The following is a 24,696-nucleotide window of genomic DNA, read 5'->3' as shown; positions in this document are numbered from 1 at the left end:
GCCATGTTACCGTTGCGGACCGTTCTCCTTGCATCCGTGATCGGCGGTGCTTTGTGCTTGTCGGCAGTCGGGCGGGCCGAGGACGCCAAGCCCGCGGCGGCGAAACCCTCTTATCCGCCCGTCGCGCTGACCGGCATCACGACGCGCGCGTTCCGCCTCGCGTTGCGCAGCGACACGCAGACGCTCGCGCGACTGTCGCCTGCCACGTTGCCCGCGTTCGATTTCGTTCCGGGTGGGCGTGAGGCCGAGCGGGCGGGGGACGGCTATGTCCATGTCGGCGACATTCACTTGCGCGTCCGCACGCCCGGCGGGGCGTGGAAGGACTTCGCTTCCGCGCAGCACCGCCAGCCGATCCGTCTCCTGCGGAGCGGGGGCGGGGTGCTTGCCGCCGCCGACATTACCGCATCGCTGGGGGCGGGAAGCCCGCTCAGTGTCGAGCGGCGCTGGGTCGACGATCACGGCGTGCTCGCGTTGCGCTTCACGCTGGTCAACACCAGCGCGACGCCGGTCGAGGTCGGCGGGCTCGGGTTGCCGATGGTGTTCGACAATATCATCACCGACCGTTCGCTGGAGCAGGCGCACGCGCAGGCGAGTTTCGTCGATCCCTATATCGGGCGCGATGCGGGGTATCTGCAGGTGACACGGCTGAACGGCGAGGGGCCCGCGCTGCTCGTCCTGCCCGAGGCGGCCACGCCTCTGGAGGCGTATCGCCCGATCCTCGAGGCGGGCAAGGCCCCCGCTGGCGACGTCTTCACCGATCGCAGCAAGCGCGGGCAGACCTCCGAGGGCTTTTACGACTGGACGGTCGCGAGCAAGGGGTTCGCGGAGAAGGAATGGGCAAAGGCGGACGCGCAGTGGAATGCGCCGACCAGCTTCACGCTCGCGCCGGGCGCGCGGCGCGAGATCGGCGTGCGTTTCGTCACCGCGCCCGCGATCGGCGCGATCGAGGATACGCTGGTCGCGAACCGGCGGCCGGTCGCGGTCGGGATCCCCGGTTATGTCGTCCCGACCGACCAGGATGCGACGCTGTTCCTCAAATCCCCGCAGCGCGTGGTGCGCGTGGAAAGCCTCCCCGCGGGGGCGCTGACCGCGACCCCGGTTGCGGGGGCGAAGGGCTGGGCGCGCTATGCTGTGCGCGCGACCGGCTGGGGGCGGGCGAGCCTGCTGGTGCATTATGCCGATGGCAGCGTGCAGACGGTCAGCTATTTCATCACCAAGCCTTTGGACCAGGTGATGGCCGACCTCGGGCACTTCGCGACGACGCGGCAATGGTACGAAGACAAGACCGACCCGTTCGGCCGCAACCCCGCGATCCTGACCTTCGACCGCGAGGCGGACAAGGTCGTCACGCAGGACCCGCGCGTGTGGATCTCGGGCATGAGCGACGAGGGTGGCGCGGGGAGCTGGGTCGCGGCGATGGTCAAACAGCTCGATTCTCCCGATGCGGGCGAGATCGCCAAGCTCGAACGGCTGATCGACGAGACGATCGAGGGGCAATTGCAGGTCCCCTCGGGCGAACACGCAGGCGCGGTGCGCAAGAGCCTGTTCTATTACGATCCCAAGCTGCATCCGGGCTATTACGACCCGGCGACCAACTGGACGACCTGGACGTCGTGGTCGAAGAAGGACGCGGGTGACCTCGGGCGCGCCTATAATTACCCGCATGTCGCGATCGCGCATTGGGTGCTGTACCGCGTCGCGCGGAACCATCCCGGGGTGGTGCTGCGGCATCCGTGGCGCTGGTATCTCGACCATGCCTATCTGACGACCGTCGCGATGATGCGCGATGCGCCGTATTACACGCAGTTCGGGCTGATGGAGGGCGACGTGTTCGTCGACATCCTCAAGGATCTGAAGCGCGAGGGGCTGACCGCGGAGGCGACCGAATTCGAGCGATTGATGAAGGCGCGCGCCGACCATTGGCGCACGCTCACCTTCCCGTTCGGGAGCGAGATGGCGTGGGATTCGACCGGCCAGCCCGAAGTCTATGCGTGGATGCGCTATTTCGGATATCAGCCGCAGGCGGATGCGACGCGGCGGGTAATCCTCGGCTATGATCCGACGATCCCCAGCTGGGGCTATAACGGCAACGCGCGGCGCTATTGGGACTTTCTGTACGGCGGCAAATATCCGCGGATCGAACGGCAAATCCATCATTATGGATCGACGCTCAACGCAGTGCCGTTGTTCGATGCGTATCGCGCGGACCCGCGCGATCTGCGGCTGCTGCGCGTGGCTTACGGCGGGATGATGGGCGGGATCACCAACATCGATCGTGACGGGTTTTCCTCCGCCGCCTTCCACTCCGCGCCCGACATGATGAAGTGGGACCCGTATAGCGGGGATTACGGCATGGGGCTGTACGGCCATGCGATTACAGCGGCGAGCTATCTGGTGCGCGACCCGACGTTCGGGTGGCTCGGGTTCGGGGGGAATGTGACCGAGCGGCGCGGGTCGGTGGCGATCGTCCCGCGCGACGGAGCGCGGAGCCGGGTGTTCGTCGCACCCGCGGGGGTGTGGATCACGCTGGAGGCGGGGAAGATCGCGCGCGCTTCATACGCGCCTGCGACGGGGGCGGTGACGCTGACGCTCGACCCGGCGGTGGCGGGGACGCCGGCGGCGCGAGTGTTCGTCGAGACGACGGTTGCGGGCGCGCGGGGGTATGCGCCGGTTGGCGGGGTGGCGGAGCGGGGTGGCTATACGATCCCGCTCGGCGCTGCACCGGTGGAGGTGACGCTAACGCCGCGCTGAGCCTGTTTCGGCATAGCGCCCCCTCCGTTCGCCCTGAGCGAAGTCGAAGGGCTCGCGTTGCGCGGGGGGCTTCGACTTCGCTCAGCCCGAACGGGGGTTGGGGGCTGGCACCGTGATGACGATAGCGTGGCATTTTACGCGGGCACCTCCGCTTGGCGCTGCGTCGGTGGAGGGGAGGCTGGCGCCGTGCTGAGCCTGTCTCGGCATAGCCGCATCTTCCGTTCGCCCTGAGCGAAGTCGAAGGGCTAGCGTTGCGCGGGGGGCTTCAACTTCGCTCAGCCCGAACGGGGGGTGGGGGCTGTTACCGCGATGACGATGGCGTGGCATTCCACGCCGACGTCGCTTCCCCCGCCAGGTTGCGCACGAAGAAATTGAACTGCCGCCGCGCGACATAGTCGATCGGGCCGGTCGAGCGACCGACGCTGTGCTCGCCGCCGGGCACCACCAGCAGCTCGAAATCCTTGTCGGCCTTGATCAGCGCGTTCGCGACCTGCATCGTGGACGCGGGGTCGACGTTGCTGTCCTGCTCGCCGACGATCATCAGCAGCTTGCCGGTCAATTGCGCGGCATGGTCCACCCCCGACGCGGCGGCATAGCTCGCATCGACCGGCCACCCGAGCCACTGTTCGTTCCAGCTGATCTTGTCCATCCGGTTGTCGTAACAGCCCGCATAAGCGACCCCGACCTTGTAGAAATCGCCGTGGAACATCAAAGCGTTGAGCGTGCTCTGCCCGCCCGCCGAGGCACCGTAGATGCCGACCCGGCTGATGTCATAGGCGGGATCGGCCTTCGCCAGCGCCTCGTGCCACAGGATTCGGTCGGGGAAGCCGCTGTCGGCGAGGTTCTTCCACGCGACGTCCTGGAACGCCTTGGAGCGGTTGGCGGTGCCCATCCCGTCGATCTGGACGACGATGAAGCCGAGATCGGCCTGCTCCTGCATCCCGATCACCTTGTCGCCGCCAGAATGGAAGCCGAACGGCCAATAGCCCTTGGGCACGAAACTGTCGTGCGGGCCGGCGTAGATGTTCTCGATCACGGGATATTTCTTGGCGGGATCGTAGTCGCGCGGGCGGACGACCACGCCCCAGATGTCGGTGACGCCGTCGCGGCCCTTGGCGACGAACACTTGCGGAGGGCGGAAACCGGCGGCGCGCAGTTGGGTGTCGTCGCCGCGGGTGATCGTCGCGACGACCGTGCCGTCGCTCGCGCGGTTGAGCGTGCTGATGTTGGGGAGATCGACCCGCGACCAGGTGTCGATATAATGCGTCATGTCGGGGGAGAAGCGGACGTCGTGGTCGGCTTTGGCGGGGGTGAGCGCGGTCAGGTGCTTGCCGTCGAAGTCGATCCGGTACGCGTGGCGGAAATACGGGTCTTCGCCCGGCGTCATCCCGCTGGCGACGAACCAGATCTGGCGTTTGGCGTCGTCGACCTTGAGCACGTCGCGCACCACCCATGCGCCGGTGGTGATGCGGTTGCGGACGCGGCCGGTGCGACCGTCGATCAGGTAGAGGTGGTTCCAGCCGTCGCGTTCGGACGCCCAGACGATCTCGTCGCCCTTGCCGCCGACCTCATAAGCGAAGCGGCGGTCGGCGTAGACGAAGGTCTTGGCGTCCTCGGTGACGGCGGCGTGCGGCGTGCCCGTGTCCGCATCGACCGCGATGATCCGCGCCTGGCCGAAGCCGCGGCGGATGTAATCGAACGCGACGCTCTTGCCGTCGCTGCGCCAGCGCGGGGGCGAGAGTTGGTAGGGGTTGGGGAAGAGCGCGGGGTCGATTACGGTTTGCTTGCCGGTCGTTACGTCGAGCAGGACGGGTTGCTCCTGGTCGATCGCGTCGCCGGGTTTCGGGTAGAGCTGGGTGCGGAGGGCTGGTTGGAGCTGGTTGGCGGGGGAGGATTCTACGCGGAGAACGTGGCGCTGGTAGCCGGGGCGGACTCGGTAGATCAGGATGTGGCGGCTGTCAGGGGACCAGCGGAGGGTTTCGGGGTCGTAGAAGTTGCCGGGGGAGCCGTCGGTGGTGAGGCGAAGGTCGGGGGAGTGTGCAAGCCCCTCCCCTTTAGGGGAGGGGTTGGGGGTGGGGCGTGTCTCACCGAGATGTCGGTCTGCTGGACTTCCCCACCCCAACCCCTCCCCTGAAGGGGAGGGGCTTTTAGGTAGCTTGCGCAGCACCAGATTGTCGCCTTCTACGAACGCCGTGAAACGCCCGTCCGGCGACGTCTTCGGGCTGTTCTCCGCCGGAACCGACAGATCGCGCACCACGCCGAACCCGCGCGGGCGCAAGCCGGAGGGGGCATCGGCGGCGCAGCGGTATGCGACGACGTCGCACTGCCATCCCCCGTCGTCGAGCGCGAAGCGGATCGTCCCCGCCTCCGCGCCAGGGTCGAACTCCGCAAACGGCAAGTGCAGCGGATCGAGCGTTTCCTTCCGCGCGGCCCCCAGCGCCGCGGCAAGCCGCGCCGCATCGAACGACGGCCGCTTCGCCAAGGTCCGCGCATCGACCGTCTCGAACGCGAACCCGCCCGCGACCGTCTTGCGGTACGAGAACGCCCGGCTGTCCGCCGTCCAGTGCGCGGGCCCCGCCACCTCGCGCGTCAGATCCTGCCACGCGCGGCGGAGACCGATGGAGCGCCGGAAAGCAGCCTCGTCGGGGGCGGCGAGCGCCGTACCCGGCACCGCGACCAGCAACAGCGCCAGAACCGCACGCGACGCGATCACGCGCGCGCCCCGATCAGCGGCAACATCGCAGGCGCAAGCCCCTCACCGCGCGCTTCCAGTCGGATCGGTCCGCCGCGCGGGCCAGCCTGGATCAGCGCCGTGCACAGGCCATTGAACGCCGACCGCCGGGTCGCATGATCGGGCTCGAGACTGCGCGGGTCGCCATTGCCGACGCCGAGCAGCCGCGCATCCCCCGATAGCGCGAAGTGGAGCATGTTGGACGCGGTCGGCACTTCGCGCCGCTGCGCATCGAGCACGGCTGCGCGCACCACCGCGACTTCGCCCGGCGCGAGGCGGCGGCGGTCGCTGCTCAGGCCGATCCGCGCCGCCGCACCCGTGGTCGCGCGCTCAGCGGTGAGGATCTGGCGACCGTCGCGGAAACCGCGCGCGGTGATCTTGCCGGGCGCATAGGGCACGTCCCATTCGAGATGGCGGTTGCGCACCACGGGTTTCCGCCCGAGGCTGCGCCCGTTGAGCAACAGCTCGACCTCGGCGCAATTGCTGTGGACCCAGACCGACACCGGCTTGCCCTCGCGCCCCGGCCAGTTCCAGTGCGGGAACAGGTGGAGCACCGGCGCGCTGCCCCACCACGCGCGGTAATAATGATAATTATCCTTGGCGAAGCCGCACAGGTCCATCTGGCCGAAGTTGGAGACGTTTTCGGGCCAGCGTTCGAACGGCGTCGGCTCGCCGCGATAGTCGAACCCGGTCCAGACGAACCCGCCGCTCAGGAAGGCGCGCTCGTCATAGAAGCTCCACCATTTTTCGGCGGTGGTCGCCCAGCGCGGGTAGTCCTTGTCATAGGCGGGGACGAACCCTTCGGCGTCGTTGCGGGCATATTCGCCGCGCGTCATCACCGTGCTGCCGGTCTCGGTGCCGATCATCGGGACGGTCGGGTGGCTGGCATGATAGCCGTCGGTCGCGTCGAGATAGTAATTGCACCCCATCACGTCGAGCACGCGCGAGGCACCCTCGCCGAACTTGCCGTTGAACGCTTCGGTCACCAGCCGCGTGCCGTCGAGCTGGTAGATCCGCCGCTTCATCGTCTCGGCGATCCTTGCGCCGGTTTCGGTGCCGCGGTGGATTTCCTCGTTGCCGATGCTCCACAGGAAAATGCTCGGATGGTTGCGGCCGCGCCGCACCATCCGGTCGAGCTGGCTCATCGCTTCCGCGTTGCTCGACATCTGGCGGGTTTCCTCGAGCACGAGGATCCCCATCCGGTCGCACGCCGCGAGGATCGCGGGGGCGGCGGGGTGATGCGTCGAGCGATAGGCGTTGGCGCCCATCGCCTTCAGTTGCTCGAGCCGCCAGACGTGGAGGCTGTCGGGCACCGCGAAGCCGACCCCGGCGTGGTCCTGGTGGTTGCACGTGCCCTTGATCTTGACCGGCTGGCCGTTGAGGGAAAAGCCCTTGTCCGCGTCGAAGCGGAGCGTGCGGATGCCGAAGTGCGTCTGGTCGTTATCGACCACCACGCCGCCGACGAGGATCTCGGTCGTGAGCGTGTAGAGGTGCGGCGTTTCGAGCGACCACAGAGTGGGCCGCGCGATCAGTGTCTGCTGGGTCGCCGTCAGTGTCGCCCATTCGGGAAGCGTGATGGGGTCCGACAGCAGGGTCGCGACCGTGCGCCCGGTGGCGTCGGAGACGATCGATCGGACGTGTGCGGTGGTGGCGGGTCCGTCGTTGACGATCTCGGTCAGGATCTGCGTGGTCGCGCCGTCTGCGCCCACGGTTGTCCGCACCGTCGCGCCATATTGGCGGACGTGGACGGGCGCGGTTTTGACCAGTCGCACCGCGCGGTAAAGCCCTGCGCCTTCATACGACCAGGCCTCGCCGAGGCTGACGTCGCAGCGGACGACGAGCACATTGTCCTCGCCGGGCTTTGCGAAATCGGTGATGTCGAGCTCAAACGGTGCGTAGCCGCTGTCGTTCGCGCCGACGAAGAAGCCGTTGAGGATCACGCGGCAATCGCGCGAGACGCCGTCGAACTGGAGCAGCAAGCGCCGCCCGGCATCGCCCTTGGGGAGCGGGAGGACGATGCGATACCAGCCGACGCTGCTTGCGGGCCACATCCGACCGAGCGGCTTGAACCCCTGGAACGATCCGGTCTTGTCGGCGTCGCTCCCGGCCGGGCCGAAGCGTTCGAACGGCAGGTCGACCGCCCAGTCGTGCGGCAGCGTCACCGCTTCCCAGCCCGATGCATCGAACTTGGCCTCGACCACCGGCGTGCCCGCGTCCCCCGACTTGGCGAACGTGTCGTGCGAGCGGCCGAAGCCGAAATCCTTCGCGGGGTCGGAGGCGTGGCCGAGATGGAAGCGCCACCCTTCGTCGAGCGGGACGATCTCGCGCGGGCCGGTGGGCTGGGTGATCTTTGAGGTGTCCGGGGTCGCGGCACCGGCGGTGTGGGGGAGCACCGCGGCAAGCGCGGTCGCCCCGCTCGTCTTCAACAGATCGCGGCGACCGAGCATGGGGTGATCCTTCTATCTGCCCATCGGCGGATGGGCGAACCTTGTATCGTATGCGCTTTACTGTGTGCGCTTTACCAATTGCGCTTCCCCGGCGCAGGCCGGGGCCCAGTAGAAAGGCAGAAGATTGCGGGCGACTGCGCTTCGTTATCTCGACCTTCGCTCCTGGGCCCCGGCCTTCGCCGGGGAAGGGCATTTGGTAAGCGGGGGCTACATTTTAGAACGTCACCGTCGCGCCGACGAACAGATAGCGCCCGAGCGTATCGTACACGCCCGGATAGGTGTTGCCATTGCCGAACGCGGCCAGCGCGCCCGCCGCGATCGCGGGGGGATCCTTGTCGAGCAGGTTGTTGACGCCCGCGCGGAGCTGGAATGCCTTGTCGACCACGACCGTCACCGCGAGATCGAGATAGTCATACGCCGGGATGCGCGCGTTGATGACGCTCGGCGTGCCGGTGAGGAACGCATTGTCCGACAGCGACGACAGGCGCGTCCCCGCGAGATGGCGCCACGACAGCGACAGCGACGATCCCTGCTTCGTCAGCAAGGTCGTGCGCATCACGTGCCGCCAGGTCGGGTTGGGCTGGCCGCAGGTGTAGCCGTACAGGCCCTTGCAGTCGTACGACCCCAGCCCCGGCAACGGCTCCAGCGACTGGTCGAGCAGCCGCGTGCCGACGAAGTTGAGGTTGATCTTGCCGAGGCCGCCCGCGCGCACCGTGTAATCCGCGGTGAGATCAAGCCCCGAGGTCTTGAGCGAACCGGTGTTGTAGGTCGTGGCGACGATATAGCCGTTGCTGCCGAACAGCGCGCCCGAGCGCGGGTCGCGGCGGAACAGCCCGCAATAATAAGGGTCGCCGGTCGCGACGCACTGGCTGATCACCAGGTTCGGGCTGACCGAGCTGATGTAATCCTTCACCTTGATGTTGAAATAATCGAGCGACAGCGTGAAGTTGTTGATCATCCGCGGGGTCAGCACGATCCCGGCGGTATAGGTGTCCGCGGTCTCGGGCTTGACCGCGCTGTTGCCGCCATATTGCGACGAACAGGTATCCGACGGGCATTGGATGATGCTGCCATATTGCGCGGCGGTGACGCCGGTCAGCTGACACGCGGTGAGCGAGGCGGTGGGCGACGCGCCCGAACACGGATCCTGCGCCGCCACGTTGCCGACGCTTTGCGCCCCGAACAGCTCGGCAACATTGGGCGCGCGGATCGCGCGGTTGTAGCTCAGCCGCAGCCGTGCATCGCGCACCGGCGCCCAGCTCGCCTCGCCCTTGTAGGTCCAGACGTTGAAGTTGGACTTGATCCCGGTCGACCCCTGCTCGTTGGTATAGGCCGAATAGCGCAGCGCGCCGTTGATCGTCAGTGCGTGCGCGAAGGGAATGTTCTGGAGGATCGGGATCTCGATTTCGCCGAAGCCTTCGTTGACCGAGATCTTGCCGTCCGCATTCATCGTCCCGCCCTGCTGCGCGATCGCGTCGGCGGTGAAGTTGAGCGTCTCGACCCGGTGTTCCGCGCCCAGCGCGATGCTGACGCCGCGCGTCGCCCACGGGCTCGCGATCCCGAAGGTGCCGAGGTCGCCCGAAAGGTTGGCGGTGAAGACCGACAACAGGTTGCGCGACGCGGTGTTGCTTTCGGAGAAAAGCGACTCGGCTTGTGTTGCGCTGATGCTGTTGGGGCTGAACACGTTGATCGGCACGCACGAGGGATCGGTCCCGTTGACGACCGAGCGGCACGTCGCAACGCCATTGACGCTGACCACGTCGAGCCCGCGCTGCGCCTTCACATTGTCGATGTTGTTCATGTACGTCTCGTCGAACCGCACGAGCGAGCGCAGATAGTTGACGTCATAATTGAAGCCGTGGCCGATATCGCCGCGGACGCCCGCGGTGTAGCGAAAATCCTCATGCCGCAGATTGTCGCGGCGCGATTGCTCGTCGCCGAGGCGGTAGCCGATCAGTGTGTCCTGCGTCGCCGCCGTCCCCGCCGCCGCGCCGCACAGCGATTGCTGCTGCGCCGCGCTCATCAGCGGGTTGTTGCACGGGATCGTGAAGGTCGTGCCGAGGAACAGCGCCGAGGGGGCTGCCTGCGAGAACGTCCGGTCGTTCATGTACATGAAGCTGCCGTAGATTTCGGCGGCGGGTGCGATCTTGAACTTGGCGAAGGCGCCTGCGGTATAGCGTTCGTCCGAGCGCTGGATGTAGTTGGTCGGCGTGTAATTATACGCGTAGCTGTTGTCGTAGGGCACCCAGGTGCGCGATCCGTTGCGGTTGTTGGTCAGCGTCTTGCCCTGGTTCGGCCCGCCGAGCGGCGCGAACGTCCCGAAGGTGGTGTTGCTCGATCCGCCGCAGGTGAGGCCGGTCCCCGCATCGTCCGCCTGGTTGAGCGCGCAGGCCGAAACGTCGCGGCTCGACTGAACGACCGGATCGGCATGGCGATAGCCGCCATAAACCGTGATGTTGCCGCGCCCGTCGGCGAAGTTCTTGCCGAAGGCCGCGTTGAGATCCTGCTTGCCGCCGTCCGCGACGTTGCGGTCGGCGTTGCTATAGCCCTGTTTGGAGATGAGCCCGCGGACGTAGCTGTTGCCGTTGCTGTGCTGCGCGATGCTGCTCTGCACGTCGAGCCGCAGCCCGTCGAAATGGTCCTTGAGCACGAAGTTGACCACGCCCGAGACCGCGTCCGACCCGTAGACCGCGGAGGCACCGCCGGTCAGCACGTCGACCCGGTCGACCAGCGTCGAGGGGATCGCGTTGAGATCGACCGCTTGCTGCGGCATCAGCCGCTGGCCGTTGACCAGAACCAGCACGCGGTTCGAGCCCAGGTTGCGCAGGTTGATGTTCGACGTGCCGTCCGACCCGTTCGAGACGCTGTCGTTGGTATCGGCGGTGAATTGCGGCAAGCGGTTGAGGACGCTCTCGACGTTGACCGCACCCTGATATTTGAGCTCCTGGCTGCCGACCGAAGTGATCGGGCTGTTGCTCTCGAGATCGGGGCGCTTGATGCGCGTGCCGGTGACGACGATCGAATCCGACGATTCCTGGCTTGGCTGGGTGGTCGGGTCGATCCCGCCGACGACGGGCGCATCCGAAGGGGCGGTCTGCGCATAAGCGGCGGAGGACAGCAGCATCGCCACGAAGGCACCCGCACAACCCCGCCGACTTGCCCTTGCGATGCTGCTCGTCATTTTCCGTTTCCCCTTGGTGAATGTTCTATGACCAACCCAACACCTTCATCATCGTATGTCAAATATATTATACGATATCACATATGCGAAATGAAGGATTGCTGCGCGTTGTGGCCGGGGAGCGACAGAAAAGGCGCGTGTCTGCGGGGGACTACGTAGTTTCCTGAAGAGACGGCGGTGGGCGGAGGCTGCATGGCAACGCCTTCCAAAGCCGGTGTTTTCGGGGAAGCCACATGACCGATCCGATCTCGTCAACCCGCCTGGAGGAACGCCCCTTGGGCGCATCCGCGGAGACGCCTTTGTCGCCCGACCTGTTGCGCCGAATCCACGGCTATTGGCGCGCTGCCAATTACCTGTCGGTCGGGCAAATCTACCTGCGCGCCAATCCGCTGCTCGAGACGCCGCTGAGCCTCGCCGACGTCAAGACCCGGCTGCTCGGCCATTGGGGGACGACGCCGGGGCTCAACCTGCTCTACGTCCATCTCAACCGCGTGATCGTCGCGCGCGATCTCGACATGATCCTGATCGTCGGCCCCGGGCATGGCGGGCCGGGGATCGTCGCCAACACCTATCTCGAAGGGTCGTACACCGAACGCTATCCCGCGATCGAGCGCAGCCGTGGCGGGATGGACCGGCTGTTCCGCCAATTCTCCTGGCCGGGCGGCATCCCAAGCCATGTCGCACCCGAGACGCCGGGATCGATTCACGAAGGCGGGGAGCTCGGCTATTCGCTCGCCCATGCGTATGGTGCGGCGTTCGACAATCCCGATCTGGTCGTCGCCTGCTTGATCGGTGACGGCGAGGCGGAGACGGGCGCGCTCGCGGCGAGCTGGCATTCGAACAAGTTCCTCAACCCCGTGCGCGACGGCGCGGTGCTGCCGATCCTCCATCTCAACGGCTATAAGATCGCCAACCCGACCGTGCTTGCGCGGATCGGGCGCGAAGAGTTGACCGACCTGTTGCACGGCTATGGCCACGAACCGTGGTTCGTCGAAGGCGACGATCCCGAGGCGGTCCACCAGTTGCTCGCCGCGACGCTCGACGCGGTCTGCACGCGGATCGCGGAGATCCAGCACGCCGCGCGGGACGGGTCGGATGGCGGTGCGCGGCCGCGCTGGCCGATGATCGTGCTCCAGACGCCCAAGGGCTGGACCGGGCCGAAGATCGTCGACGGCAAGCCGGTCGAGGGGACATGGCGCGCGCATCAGGTGCCGATCGCGGACTTCAAAAATCCTGAGCATCTCGTTCAGCTCGAGGCGTGGTTGCACAGCTATGACGCGCACGAACTGTTCGACGAGACCGGCAAGTTCCGCGAGGACTATGCCTCGCTTGCCCCCACCGGGCATCGCCGGATGGGGTCGAACCCGCACGCCAATGGCGGCGAGCTGCTCGTCCCGCTCGCGCTCCCCGATTTCCGCGCCTCGGCGGTGACGGTGCCGGCGCCCGGCGCGGTGACGGCGGCGGCGACCGCGGTGCTCGGCGGCTATCTGCGCGACGTGATGGCGCTCAACACGGACACAACCAACTTCCGCCTGTTCGGGCCGGATGAGACCGCCTCGAACCGGTTGCAGGCGATGTACGAGGTGTCGGGCAAGGCATGGATGGCGGAGACCGCGCCGGTCGACGAGCATCTCGACCGCGATGGCCGGGTGATGGAGGTGCTGAGCGAGCATCTCTGCCAGGGCTGGCTCGAGGGCTATCTGCTGACCGGGCGGCACGGGCTGTTCAGCTGTTACGAAGCGTTCGTCCACATCGTCGATTCGATGGTCAACCAGCATGCCAAATGGCTCAAGGTCTCGGCGGGGATCGCGTGGCGGCGACCGATCGCGTCGCTCAATTACCTGCTGACCTCGCATGTCTGGCGGCAGGACCATAATGGCCTGTCGCACCAGGATCCGGGCTTCCTCGACCATGTCGCGACCAAGACCGCGAGCGTCGCGCGGATCTATCTTCCGCCCGATGCCAATTGCCTGCTGTCGGTCGCGGATCACTGCCTGCGCAGTCGACACTATGTGAACGTCATCGTCGCGGGGAAGCAGCCCGAGGCGCAATGGCTCGGGATCGACGACGCGGTGCGGCATTGTACCGCAGGCGCGGGGATCTGGGACTGGGCGAGCGACGCCGACGAGACGCCCGACGTGGTGATGGCGTGCGCGGGCGACGTGCCGACGCTGGAGACGCTCGCCGCAGTGCAATTGCTGCGCGAATACGTCCCCGACATCCGCATCCGCGTCGTCAACGTGGTCGACCTGATGGTGCTGCAACCCCAGTCCGAACATCCGCACGGGCTCGACGCACGCGCGTTCACCGCTTTGTTCACCGCCGATGCGCCGGTGATCTTCGCGTTCCACGGCTATCCGGCGCTGATCCACCGGCTCGCTTACCGGCAGCCCAACCACGCGAACTTTCATGTCCGCGGGTTCAAGGAGGAGGGGACGACGACCACGCCGTTCGACATGGTCGTGCTCAACGACCTCGACCGCTACCGGCTCGCGCTCGATGCGATCACGCGCATCCCACGGCTGCAGGGGCGGGTTGCCGCCGAGACGCAGCGCTATTGGGCGACGATGGAGCGGCACAAATTGTACATCGCCGAGCATGGCGAGGACTTGCCCGAGATCCGCGACTGGCGCTGGGCGCCGTGAGCCCCGTGATCCTGACACTCAACGGTGGGTCGTCCTCGGTCAAGTTCGGGGTCCATGCCGCCGACGACCCTGCGCACGAGATTGGCCGCGGGGGATATCGAGCATGCCGGGGCGGACACCGCGCTGTTCGACCGGATCGGCGCCTATGACGTGGTCGCGATCGGGCACCGCATCGTCCACGGCGGGACCGACCTGTTCGCGCCGGTGGTGATCGATTCCGATGTGATCGCGCGGCTGGAACGCGCCTCCGCCTTTGCGCCGTTGCACGGCCCCGCCGCGCTCGCGATGATCGCGCTGGCGCAGGCGCGTTACCCCGGCGTGCCGCAGGTCGCGTGTTTCGATACGGGGTTCCACGCTACGATGCCCGCGATCGCGGCGACGCTGCCGATCCCCGCCGAGCTTCGCGCGCAGGGGGTACGGCGGTACGGCTTCCATGGCCTGTCGTGCGAATCGATCCTGGCGGAGCTGGGCGATACGGTGCCCGAGCGGCTGATCATCGCGCATCTCGGCAATGGCGCGAGCGTGACCGCGGTGCGCGGCGGGCGTTCGGTCGACACCAGCATGGGGCTTACCCCGTCGGGCGGCGTGGTGATGGGGACGCGCGCGGGCGATATCGATCCGGGCTTGCTGCTGTTCCTGCTGCGCGAACACGGGCTGGACGCGGATTCGCTCGAGGATCTGCTCGACCGGCGCTCCGGGCTGCTCGGCCTGTCCGGCGTGTCGGCGGACCTGCGCGTGCTGCATGCCGCGGATACCCCCGCGACGCGGCTCGCGATCGCGATCTTCTCTCGCTCGGTCGCCAAGCAGATCGCGGGGATGGCGGTTGCGTCGGGAGGCGCGGACCTGATCGTCTTTACCGGGGGCATTGGCGAGCATGATGCAGCGGTGCGCCAGTCGATCCGGGCCGATCTCGACTGGGCGGGGGCGATCCCGGTCCGCGTGATCGCCGCACAGGAAAACCGGCAGATTGCGCGGCACGTCGCGCGATTGCGCGCCTCGTGGGATGGCTAGGCGGCGCCCCGCATCCCCAGGAGCGTTGCCTCGGGCAGTTGCAACGCATGCTCGCGCATCGTCATCAACAATGCGTCGATCGGCATCGGGCGGCCGAGCAGGAACCCCTGCGCGTAGCGATACCCCGCCAGCGAAATCTCGATCAGCTGGGTCTCGGTCTCGATCCCCTCCATCGTGCATTCAAGCGACAGCGACTGCGCCAGGTTGCGGATCGCGGAAACCATGCTGCGTCCCGGCCCGGTCGCCATGCCGCTGACGAAGCTGCGATCGACCTTGAGGATATCGAGCGGGAGTTCGTGCAGCGAGCACAGGCTGGAATAGCCCGTACCGAAATCATCGAGCGCGGTCCGCACGCCGAAGCTGCGCAAGCGTTGCAACGCCTCGCGCGCGGTGGCCATGTCGGTGACGAGCGACGTTTCGGTGACTTCGAACACGATCCGCCGTGGCGCGATGTTGGTGGCAACGATCATCCGGACGATCTCGCGCATCGTCGCAGGCGACATGATGTCCTGCGCGGACAGGTTGAACGACAGGGCGATCGGGTCGGGCAGCGCCGCCAGACCTTCCAGCGCGCGTTCGAACAGGATCAACGTGACTCGGTTGATGATCCCCATCCGCTCCGCCGCGGCAATGAAGGTGGCGGGCGCGATTTCGCCCAGCGTCGGTGACTTCCACCGTGCCAGTGCCTCGACGCTGCTGATCGCCATCGAGCGCGTGTCGAAGATCGGCTGGTAATGCACCTCGAGTTCGCGCTCGAGGCAGGCCACCTGCAGCGCGGCCTCGACGCGTTGCTCGACCCGGATCAACGCCTCCTGTTCGGGGGAGAATACCGCGCATCCGCCGCGGTGGTGCGCCTTGACGTGGTACAGCGCATAATCGGATCGATCGAACAGCGCGTGTGCGGTCGTCCCCGCGTCCGGATAGACCGCGATCCCGGCGGAGCAACCGAGCGTCACCTCCATGCCGTCGATCGCAACGGGCGCGTGGATCGCGGCGCACAGGGCGGCGATCGCAGGCTCGGCCTGTTCGGGTGGCCCGTCGAACAGCACGCCGAATTCATCGCCGCCGAGCCGCGCGATCGTCACCGCGCCACCGGCGCGCAACGACAATCGGTGTCCGATCGCTTCGAGCAGCCGGTCGCCATAGACATGGCCATAGGTGTCGTTGATCGCCTTGAACCGGTCGAGGTCCAGAACGCCGACGCAAAACGGTGCAACCGCGTCGGATGTGTCGCGCTGGCGGGCAAGCAGCAATGTCTCCAGTGCCTTGAAGAAGAAGCGGCGGTTGGGCAGGCTGGTCAGCGGATCGGTATGCGCGAGCTGCCGGTTCTCATCGCTCAACCGCTGTGCCTGCTGCCGCTCGGCGATCAGCGCATTGCGCGAGGTGACGAGCCCTTGGAACACCTTATGCGCATCCTTGAGGATGACGAGAAAGACGATCGTCACCAGCGCGACGTTGATGCCGACCGCCACGAACACCGAATTGCCGCTGGTCAGGCAATAGGCCACCAATGGCAGGCTGACGAGAATGCCCACCGCGGTTGCAGCGCCGGGCAAGTGCGTCAGGCAGAACAGGCAGCCGAGCACGGTCGTCCCGACGAACACGACGACATGGCCCTGTTCGTACGGGCCACCGTAGCTGCCCAGGCTCAGCGCCCAGGCGACGAAAGCGACCGCGAAGAACGACCCCAGCCACGTCGCCTTGCGGATCGCGCGCTGCGCGCCTGCCTCGGTCAGCATGTCGGGGGTCGGCGGCATCAGCCAGCGGAACATGCGCCAACCGATCAGCAGCACCATCATCGCGGGGATCGCGTGGCTCAGCAGCCGCGGGGCGAGACCGGAGTGCGTATAGGCGAGCGCGACCGCGTTGATGATCAGCAGCCCGTACATCCACGGCACCTGGCGCCGGAAGTGCAGCAATGTGGCAACCACCAACGGTTGCTCGCCGGGCGGCAGGTGCGATTTGGAAAACGGCATTACACGATACCCCCAACACGTATCCCGTTAGACGAACGGCGTTAACACCTGGTTCTCAAGCCGCAGGAATGGCGATGCTGCGCCTTGCTGCAAACGGTCACGACGGCGCATCCTCGACCGGGACCATCCGGCGAGACGACCGAACGGGCGGACAAAGTTGCCGCAGAGCAACGTTGAACTGATGGGCAGGGCGTTCATCCGTAATACGCTACTACTCACATGACGATCGAGCCCGGCCAGTACATGATGGAGCGCATGGTGGCCGATGACTGTATTCGCGATATAAGTAAGACCATCTTGCCTGGCTATAATACGATCGGTGTAGAGATACGGGCAGACCCGTAGTATTAACGCGAAGCTGAAAGACGCGCGAGGCTGGTTGCGGCATAATGCTGCCCGTTCGCTAGTAGCGTGATCTGGCCCTTTTCGACCGACACCTCGCTGACCACGCCTTCTGCGGCGATCGTGACCGGGATATTCGATCCTGCGGCATCGCTGGCGGACAGCGCGAGCGTGTATGTTCCACTTGGCGCGCGCGTACCGTGGCTGTCCAGGCCGTCCCACGTGACCTGTCCGCTCGCCGGATCGACCGGCTGCGTGGCGATCGTGTTGCCATCGGCGTCGCTGATCGTCGCGACGAGCGATTGCGGCATCCGGTCGGCGGTGAAGCGCCACGTCGTCCCGCCGGTCGACGCCAGGCCGGCAATGCTGCTGTCGAAGCTCGCGATATGGCCGATCAGCGCGGCGGCGTTCGACAGGTCGTTCGATGACAGCTTGGCCAGGATGTTCTTCAGCGACTGGTTCTGCTGGATCGATTGCTCGACTTGCAAGAATTGCACGAGTTGCTGCGTGTATTCGGACGTATCCATCGGCTTGAGCGGGTCCTGGTTCTGCATTTGCGTGGTCAGCAATTTGAGAAACGTGTTCGAATCGTTGGTCAGCTTGGTCAGTGCCGAGGATGGAGCGGATGGGGGTGCCGCGGTTTTCGTCGTGGCGGACAGGCCGCTGGCGGCGGCGGTGGTCGTGGTCATGCGGTCGTCCTCAAGCTACGAGATTGATCCGGCCGCTGGCGAGCAGGGCGGCGCGGGTTGGTGCGGGGGCGTTGCGGGAGTCGTTCGCGTCGTCGCCGGGGCGGCGCGACGGGGCCGCGAACGCCCAGCCACGCTCGCCAGTGCCCCCGCCAGCGTTGCCGCCAGCGTTGCCGCCGCCCGTGTTCCCGGCACCTGCGGCGTTCGCGCCATTCCCCGGGCCGGCTTGCGTGTCGAAGCGGAAGCTGGCGGTGTCGGCTTGTATGCCTGCCTGTGACAGGGTCTGCGCGAGCATCGTCGCGTCGCGTCGCAACAGGTCGAGCGCGCTCGCGTGTTCCGCCGAGATCGTCGCGAGCATCTTGCCCGCCGGATCGATCTGCATCCGCACCTCGACCCGGCCAAGTTCGACCGGATCGAGCCGGATCGTCAGCGTGCTGGCGCCATCGCGGGTGGCGTGGCGCGTGATCGCCACGCCCACGTCCCGCCCGATCGATACCGCACGCGCAATGCCCGCGTCGATTGGACGGCGTGGCGAGAGCGGGGACGCGGGGAGGGGGACCGGGGCGCTCGGCTGCACGGCTGGGGGTTGCGCGGCAGGTACGGTGGTGGATCCGGGCGGTGCGGCCGTCGCGGTGGTTTGATGCTCGGTCGGAGCGGACGATTGTGCTGGGGCGTCCTGCGACCTGTGCGGCGGCGGTGCGAATGCCGGTGCCGTCGTACCGGTGTCCGTCGCGGCTTCGGGCGGGGCGGCGGTTTCGACGCGGTCCGGCATGGGTGCCGATGCCGTATTGCCGACGAGGGCGGGTGCGCTGCCGTGGATCTGCGTGCCTGCTGTCGCTGGTTCCTGACCGGCGATTTGCTGCGCCGCTGGAACTGCGACCGGAAGCGTCGTGGTTCCGATCATATCGAGCGGGGGTGCCGCCGATACGTGGTCATCGGTGTCGCATGCAGCGGGATCGCCCGCTTTCGCCGCCGCTTCGTCACGGGCAGCCGGTTTGCGTGTGGTGGTGGGCGCGTCCGGTGCAGTGGGGGGTGCGTCCGTTCCGCTGTCTGGGGAAACAGCAGTTTCCGGCATGGCCGCGTCGACCGGACGGTTGGCGGTCCTGGCGTTTGCGACCGGTGGCTTGGGGGAAGCCGATGGCCTCGGCGCGAGCGGGGGCGCCATCGGTTCGGCAGCGAGTGCGGGTGCGGGATCTGGCACCTTGGCGTCCGGTACGGGCATAGCCACGGGCGCGCTCACGGTCGGGGCGGGGGTGATCCCGGCGCTTGCAGGCACTGCCGCGGTTGCCAGCGTGGCCGCAAGGGTCAGCCCGCTTTCGCTGGGCACCGCGTTTGTCGGGGGCACGCCAATGTCGGGCACTGCATCGGCGCTTGCGGTCATGGCCTGCCGGAATGCTGTGGCGGATGCGCCATCGTCCGTCGGCACGGGGCTCTGGACGGTGAGGGCGGATGGCAGGATCGATACGGCGGCAACCGGCGGCACGCGCTTCTCCCATCGGCCTGGCGTTGCCTCATCATAGAGGGACCAATGGTCCCCCGGTCGCGTCAGCGCGGATCGGCGATCCGCGGAGCCGGGCGTGGGTTCGCTTGCGCCACCACGCGGTTGGGCCGATCCGGAAAGCGCGCGCGGAACACGGCCTTTACGTCAGACAGGCCGGTATCCGCGATCTCGGCCACGGTCGAACCGCGTTTGTTGGCGATGTCGATCCGTGCGCCATGATCGGCGAGCAGCCCGATCATCGCCGGCAAATCGGGCTGCATCCCGCCGCCGAGCAGCAGGTGCAACGCAGTGTTGCCCTGCGCGTCGGCGACATTGGCGTCGGGCGCGAGGCTAAGCGCGAGGGCAAGCGTCGCCGCGTTCCGGCTACGCGCGGCGGCGAGCACGACATTGGTGCCGTCGGCGGCGACGAACGACGGGTCGGCACCGCCCGTGCGCAACACCGCCATCGCTTCCGCATGGCCATTGGCGGCGGCGATCAGCAGCGGCGGGGTCGGCGGCACGGGGGGCGGGGGCACGCCGAAATTGGCCTCGGTCACCCAGGTGATCCGCGAGGGACCGGTCGTGGCATTGGGGTCTGCACGGCTCGCCAACAGCGCGGCGATCAGCGCGGTGTCGCCCGCGGCGGCGGCGCGGTGGAGCGGCTGATAGCCCTCGCGGTCGCGCTCTGCGACGTCGCCGCCACGGCCCACCAGCACCACGGCGGCGGCATAATTCTTCTGGTAGGTAGCGAGTTGAAGCGCGCTGCTCCGTTCGGGGCCGCGGTCATCGGCGCGGGCGCCCGCCGCGAGCAATTGCTCGGTCGCCGCCGCCCCGCCGCCCTTGATCGCGAAGAACAATGGCGGGAAACCGCCCTTCGAGACACGGTTCACGTCCGCCCTCGCCTTGAGCAACAGCGCAATCGCCTCGCTGCGCGCGCCTGCCGCCGCCCACATCAGCGGGGTCTGCCCGCGCGAATCGACTGCATCCGGGGCCGCTCCGTGCGCGAGCAGCCACGCCACCGCATCCTCCGGGCCATAGCGGGCGCAGATCGCGAGCGGGGTGACGCCATCGGGGCGTGTCGTGCGCGCATCGGCGCCTGCACGCAGCAACGCCGTGACGATCGCGGGCTCGCCTAGTTCGCACGCGAGCCCGAGCGGGGAGACGCCATCAATGTCCGCAGTGTTGGGGCGCGCGCCGCCTGCGATCAACGCGGCGACCATCTCCGGGTTCTGCGTGTCGACCGCCCAGCCGAGCGGGGTCGCCTGGAACGCCAGTGGACGGTTGGGATCGGCATGGTGTGCGAGCGCGGCGCGCGCGGCGGCAACGTCGTTGGCGCGGATCGCGCGCGCGAGTGCGGTGTCAGCGTCGCTGGGCGCGGACTGCGCGGCGGCACTGCCGCACGCGAGCAGGCTCAGCGCGACGATCGCGAGACGGCGCATCCGCTCAGCCATGTGCGAGCGCCGTCAATGGCCCACTGCTGTCCCCGAACGCCGTGACCGGCACATCGAGGACATGGAGCGCGGCGAGCAACAGGTTGGAGGCGCTGGTGTTCTTGTCCGCGATCAGATGCCGGTTGCCCGGTACCAGTCCGCCCGCGACGATGATCGGCAAGTCCATGAAGTCATGCTCGTTGGGATCGCCGAACGCTGACCCGCGCAGGACCAGCGTGCGATCGAGCAGGGTGCCCTCACCGTCCTGCACCGCGCGCATCCGGCTGAGGTAATAAGCGAAATACTCCATGTGATAGCGGTTGATCCGCGACAGCTTGGTGATCTTGTCGGGGTCGTGCCCGTGGTGGCTGAGCATGTGATGCGAATCCGGCACGCCGATCTCGGGATAGGTGCGGTTGCTGAGTTCGCGCCCGATCATGAAGCTGCCGACGCGGGTGATGTCCGCCTGCATCGCGAGCACCTGCAGGTCGATCATCATCCGGACATGCGTGTCGAACGATTCCGGAATACCGGCCGGACGGTCCATTGTGTCGGCGGACGCGCGCGCGGGCGATTGGCCCGCCTGCTGGATCCGGCGTTCGATGTCGCGCGTGGCGTCGAGATATTCGGCGAGCTTGTGCCGGTCCTGCGCACCAAGGCGGTTCGACAGGCGCGCGGTATCGTCGCGGACGAAATCGAGCATGCTGGTCTGCCGCCGGAGCTGCGCGAGACGACTTTGCGGATCGAGCGCCTCGCCGTCGCCGAACAGCCGTTCGAACGCATCGCGCGGGTTTGCGGTAACGGGCATCGGCACCGTCGCGTTGCGCCACGAAATGCCGTTGGTGTAGGCGCAACTGTAATTGATGTCACAACTGCCGAGCAGGCTCGGCTGGTCGATCCCGAGTTCGAGCGAACTGATCTGCGTCGCGCTGCCGAGGTGGTTGGCAAAGACCTGGTCCGCTGAAATTCCGCAGCGGATGTCGGTCCCTTCGGTCTGTTTGACATGCACTCCGGTCAGGAAGGCGGGGCACGAGCGGCCATGTCCCGCTGGGCGGTCGCCCATCGCGGCGGCGCTGGGATGGCCGAGCCCGCTGACGACGGTCACATAGTCGCGGTGTGGTGCGAGCGGCTCCAAGGTGGGGGGCAGGACCAGCGGTCGCGTGCCCGGCGCGAGCGGTGCGCCCGGTTGTGCCACGGGGGCGAACCCCTCCATCATCATCCCGTTGGGGGAATAGAATATCTGCAGCCGCTTGGGGCGCGAAGCGATGTCGGCGGCGCGGGCGGACGGCATCATCGCCTCGAGGAACGGCAAGGCGACGATCGTGCCGAGCCCGCGCAACATCGTGCGACGGGCGAGCGGGGCGCGCAGGACGATCATGCCGGGTTCCTCATAACGGTGTCTTGCGCAGGCGGAACGGATCGCTCGCGACGATGCCCTGGACGATCGTCCGGATACGATAGTCGTCCGCCGCCGCGCGCTTGGCGACTTTGCGCACCGCGGGCATGTCGCGCTGCGTCAGCCCGCGGGCGAGCGCATAGGTCAGCAGCCGTTCGGTGAACGCGCTGGTGAATTCGTCCTTGCGGTCGAGAAGGATTCGCTGGAGCCCCGCGAGACCCGAGAAGGTCGTGCCGTCGGGCATCCTGGCAGAAACGTCGATCGGCTGCCCCGCATCCGTTATCCGGTAGCCGCCGACCGCATCGAAATTCTCTAGCGCGAAGCCGAGCGGGTCCATCTTGACGTGGCAGGCGGCGCAGGCGGGGTTGGTACGGTGCAGTTCGAGCTGCTGCCGCGCGTTGAGTGCGCGACCGCCGTGCACCGCGATCAGCGCGGGGACGTCGGGCGGCGGTGGCGGCGGGGCGGCGGCGAGCAGGTTCTCGAGGATCCATTTGCCGCGTTTCACCACCGACGTGTGGTTGCCATAGGAGGTCACGGTCAGCACGCTGGCCTGGCCGAGCAGCCCGCCGCGGTGGTCCGCCGGGTCCAGCGCCACCCGCCGCATCGCGGTGCCGCGCACCCCGCCGATCCCGTAATGCTCGGCGAGCCGCTGGTTGAGGAAGGTGTAATCCGCCGCGATGAAATCGAGCACACTGCGGTTGGTGCGCACGACATGATCGAAGAACATGCCGGTTTCCTGCGCCATCGCCGCGCGCAGCCGCGTGTCGAACTTGGGGTAGACCGCGATGTCGGGGCGTTGCTGATCGAGATTGCGCAGGTACAGCCATTGCCCCGCAAAGTTGCGGGTCAGCGCCGCCGCGCGGGGATCGTCGAGCATCCGCGCAACCTGTGCCTCGATCACCTTGGGCTGGTGCAGCCGACCGCGTTCGGCGAGCGAGAGCAGGGTGTCGTCCGGAATGCTGCTCCACAGGAAGAACGACAGGCGCGACGCGAGCTCGACGTCGCTGACCGGATGCACGCTGCCGGGCGTGCTGTCCCGGGGGTCGTGTTCGACCAGGAACAGGAAGTTGGGCGAAACGAGCAACGCCTCGACCATCGCCTCGACGCCATGGTCGAAATCGGACCCGGCACGCTCGGCGGCGTAGAGCCGGAGCAACGGGGCGAGATCGGCGTCACCAACCGAACGCCGATACGCGCGGCGCGCGAGCGCGGTGATGATCCGCCGCGCGCACGGCAATTCGGCGGCGGCGCGGGTGGGGGTGCAGGTGAAGATCCGCTTCCGGCTTGGCGTGGTGGCGATGCCGGTCGGGCCGAACGGACCCGCTACGTCGATCTGGAGTACGTCGCGCGGGTAATTCTGTTGCGCATAGCGCGGCGACAGCCGGTAGGACGGGACCGCGATCTGCTGCACCCGCACGCCGTCGACCGACACGTCGAGCGGCAGCATCACCGGCGGATCGGTCGGCAGCGGCACCTTGTCGAGATCGTTGCGCAGCGTCTGCACGGTCTCGTCGGGCGCAATCGCGCGGCGGAACGACAGGCCGATGACATGCGCGCCCGCGCAGAGCGCCACGCGGACGCTGACCTTGTCCTCGTTCAGATGGTCGGTTTCGTTGTTGGTATTGGCGTTGAGCCAGCCGCTGATCTCGTAGGTCGCGTCGTAGCGCGCGAAATAGTCGACCGTTCCGCCGCCGCGCGACCCGAGCGGCAGCGCGTCGCTCGCGCGTTCGTTATACGCCGGGCGGCCGCCGTTCGCGATCGATCCGTCCTTGGGCAGCTCGACCGTGGTGACGAAGCTGCGCTTCGACGTCAGCCCGGTCGCCACCCGCCCGACCTTGCCCGCGACCGCGACATAACGATCCATCAGCGTCGGCGACACGCTCAGCACATCGGCGATATTGTCGAAGCCGTAGCCTGAATTGTCCTGCGGCAGTTCGCGCGTGACGTCGACGTCGAGCGCGAGCAGGTCGCGCACCGCATTGGCATATTCGACCCGGTTGATCCGCCGGATCGTCGCGCGCCCCGGATCGGGATGCGCCGCGGCATAGGCATCGAGCGACCCTTCGAGCCATGCGACGAACGCCGCACGCGAGACGGGATCGGGCTGCGGTTTGGTCGAGGGCGGCATCTCGCCGATGCGGACTCGGCGGAGGATCTTTTCCCACGCATCGCCGTGATCGCCATTGCCGAGATCGGCGCTGCGCAGGTCGTCGAGCGAAAGCTGCGCGATCTGGTCGATATCGTTGTGGCAACTGGCGCAATGGTTGGCGAACAGCGCGGGCGCACCATCGGCCATCGCGGGGGCTGCAGGCGTGATCGTCTGTGGGGCCGGGGCCGAATGCGCGAACACCGCGGTGGCGGCGAGCACGACGCTTGCCACAAACACACTGCCGCCGAGAGTTGGACGCCGCCGTACGCTCATCACCGCACCCCTGTCCCGAAGCGGGCTATCCGGGTGCCGGGGTCGCGTCCATTGCCGTTAACGCGACACGCAGCCCGCAAAATGAGCGAGCCCCATCCGCCATCTGCCGCTCGTGCAGCCCTCATTTGCGCAACGTCTCGTGCGCAATATGCTCATTGAACTGGGGGGATGCGCTGGCCAGAACCGCCGGGTCGATGC

At 67.3% G+C, this 24,696-nt stretch carries 12 protein-coding genes; 3 read left to right on the top strand and 9 right to left on the bottom strand.

Translation table 11 applies throughout. From position 1 onward, the window contains the following. Window positions 1–3: 3 nt before the first annotated feature. Window positions 4–2,751 (top strand): DUF5695 domain-containing protein, encoded by a 2,748-nt coding sequence (locus AC3WJR_RS14145; protein ID WP_492725606.1) that lies wholly within the window; start codon window positions 4–6, stop codon window positions 2,749–2,751. A 301-nt stretch (window positions 2,752–3,052) separates the two neighbouring features. On the opposite strand, the gene AC3WJR_RS14140 is transcribed toward AC3WJR_RS14145, so the two are convergent. The 3 genes from AC3WJR_RS14140 to AC3WJR_RS14130 form a co-directional block, all read right to left on the bottom strand. Further along, window positions 3,053–5,464 carry a DPP IV N-terminal domain-containing protein gene (locus tag AC3WJR_RS14140; protein ID WP_492725605.1) on the bottom strand — a complete coding sequence of 804 codons (2,412 nt, stop codon included), beginning with the start codon at window positions 5,462–5,464 and terminating at the stop codon, window positions 3,053–3,055. After that, window positions 5,461–7,929, bottom strand: coding sequence for a beta-galactosidase GalA (galA, locus tag AC3WJR_RS14135; protein ID WP_492725604.1), 2,469 nt, complete (start codon window positions 7,927–7,929; stop codon window positions 5,461–5,463). The genes AC3WJR_RS14140 and galA overlap by 4 nt, the downstream gene beginning before the upstream one ends. A gap of 214 nt (window positions 7,930–8,143) precedes the next feature. Next, window positions 8,144–11,110: a TonB-dependent receptor domain-containing protein gene (locus AC3WJR_RS14130; RefSeq protein WP_492725603.1), complete on the bottom strand. Its 2,967-nt coding sequence runs from the start codon at window positions 11,108–11,110 to the stop codon at window positions 8,144–8,146. A 233-nt stretch (window positions 11,111–11,343) separates the two neighbouring features. On the opposite strand from AC3WJR_RS14130, the gene AC3WJR_RS14125 reads away from it, so the two are divergent. Next, window positions 11,344–13,755 carry a phosphoketolase family protein gene (locus tag AC3WJR_RS14125; protein WP_492725602.1) on the top strand — a complete coding sequence of 804 codons (2,412 nt, stop codon included), beginning with the start codon at window positions 11,344–11,346 and terminating at the stop codon, window positions 13,753–13,755. A 54-nt stretch (window positions 13,756–13,809) separates the two neighbouring features. Next, complete coding sequence (locus AC3WJR_RS14120; protein WP_492725601.1) at window positions 13,810–14,766, top strand: acetate/propionate family kinase; 957 nt, start codon at window positions 13,810–13,812, stop codon at window positions 14,764–14,766. Here AC3WJR_RS14120 and AC3WJR_RS14115 read toward each other — a convergent pair. From AC3WJR_RS14115 to AC3WJR_RS14090, 6 genes are all read right to left on the bottom strand, one after another. Then, a complete protein-coding gene (locus AC3WJR_RS14115) occupies window positions 14,763–16,742 on the bottom strand; it encodes a putative bifunctional diguanylate cyclase/phosphodiesterase (RefSeq protein WP_492725600.1) in 1,980 nt (659 codons plus the stop codon). The two genes, AC3WJR_RS14120 and AC3WJR_RS14115, sit on opposite strands and share 4 nt — an antisense overlap. Before the next feature lie 347 nt (window positions 16,743–17,089). Then, the gene (locus AC3WJR_RS14110) at window positions 17,090–17,773 is read right to left on the bottom strand and encodes a flagellar hook assembly protein FlgD (RefSeq protein WP_492725599.1); all 684 of its coding nucleotides are present in this window, start codon (window positions 17,771–17,773) and stop codon (window positions 17,090–17,092) included. A gap of 10 nt (window positions 17,774–17,783) precedes the next feature. After that, window positions 17,784–19,253 (bottom strand): flagellar hook-length control protein FliK, encoded by a 1,470-nt coding sequence (locus AC3WJR_RS14105; RefSeq protein ID WP_492725598.1) that lies wholly within the window; start codon window positions 19,251–19,253, stop codon window positions 17,784–17,786. A gap of 62 nt (window positions 19,254–19,315) precedes the next feature. Then, a complete protein-coding gene (locus tag AC3WJR_RS14100; RefSeq protein WP_492725597.1) occupies window positions 19,316–20,701 on the bottom strand; it encodes an ankyrin repeat domain-containing protein in 1,386 nt (461 codons plus the stop codon). Then, window positions 20,694–22,058: a DUF1552 domain-containing protein gene (locus AC3WJR_RS14095; protein WP_492725596.1), complete on the bottom strand. Its 1,365-nt coding sequence runs from the start codon at window positions 22,056–22,058 to the stop codon at window positions 20,694–20,696. Before AC3WJR_RS14095 ends, AC3WJR_RS14100 begins: the two co-directional genes overlap by 8 nt. Window positions 22,059–22,068: 10 nt before the next feature. Continuing rightward, entirely contained in the window at window positions 22,069–24,498 is a 2,430-nt protein-coding gene (locus AC3WJR_RS14090) for a DUF1592 domain-containing protein (protein ID WP_492725595.1), read from the bottom strand. Between the last annotated feature and the right edge of the window lie 198 nt (window positions 24,499–24,696).

Source organism: Sphingomonas sp. FW306-05-A (genome assembly GCF_058782275.1).
Note: the sequence above shows the minus strand (reverse complement) of the source record. Positions and strands in the feature narration are given on the sequence as shown.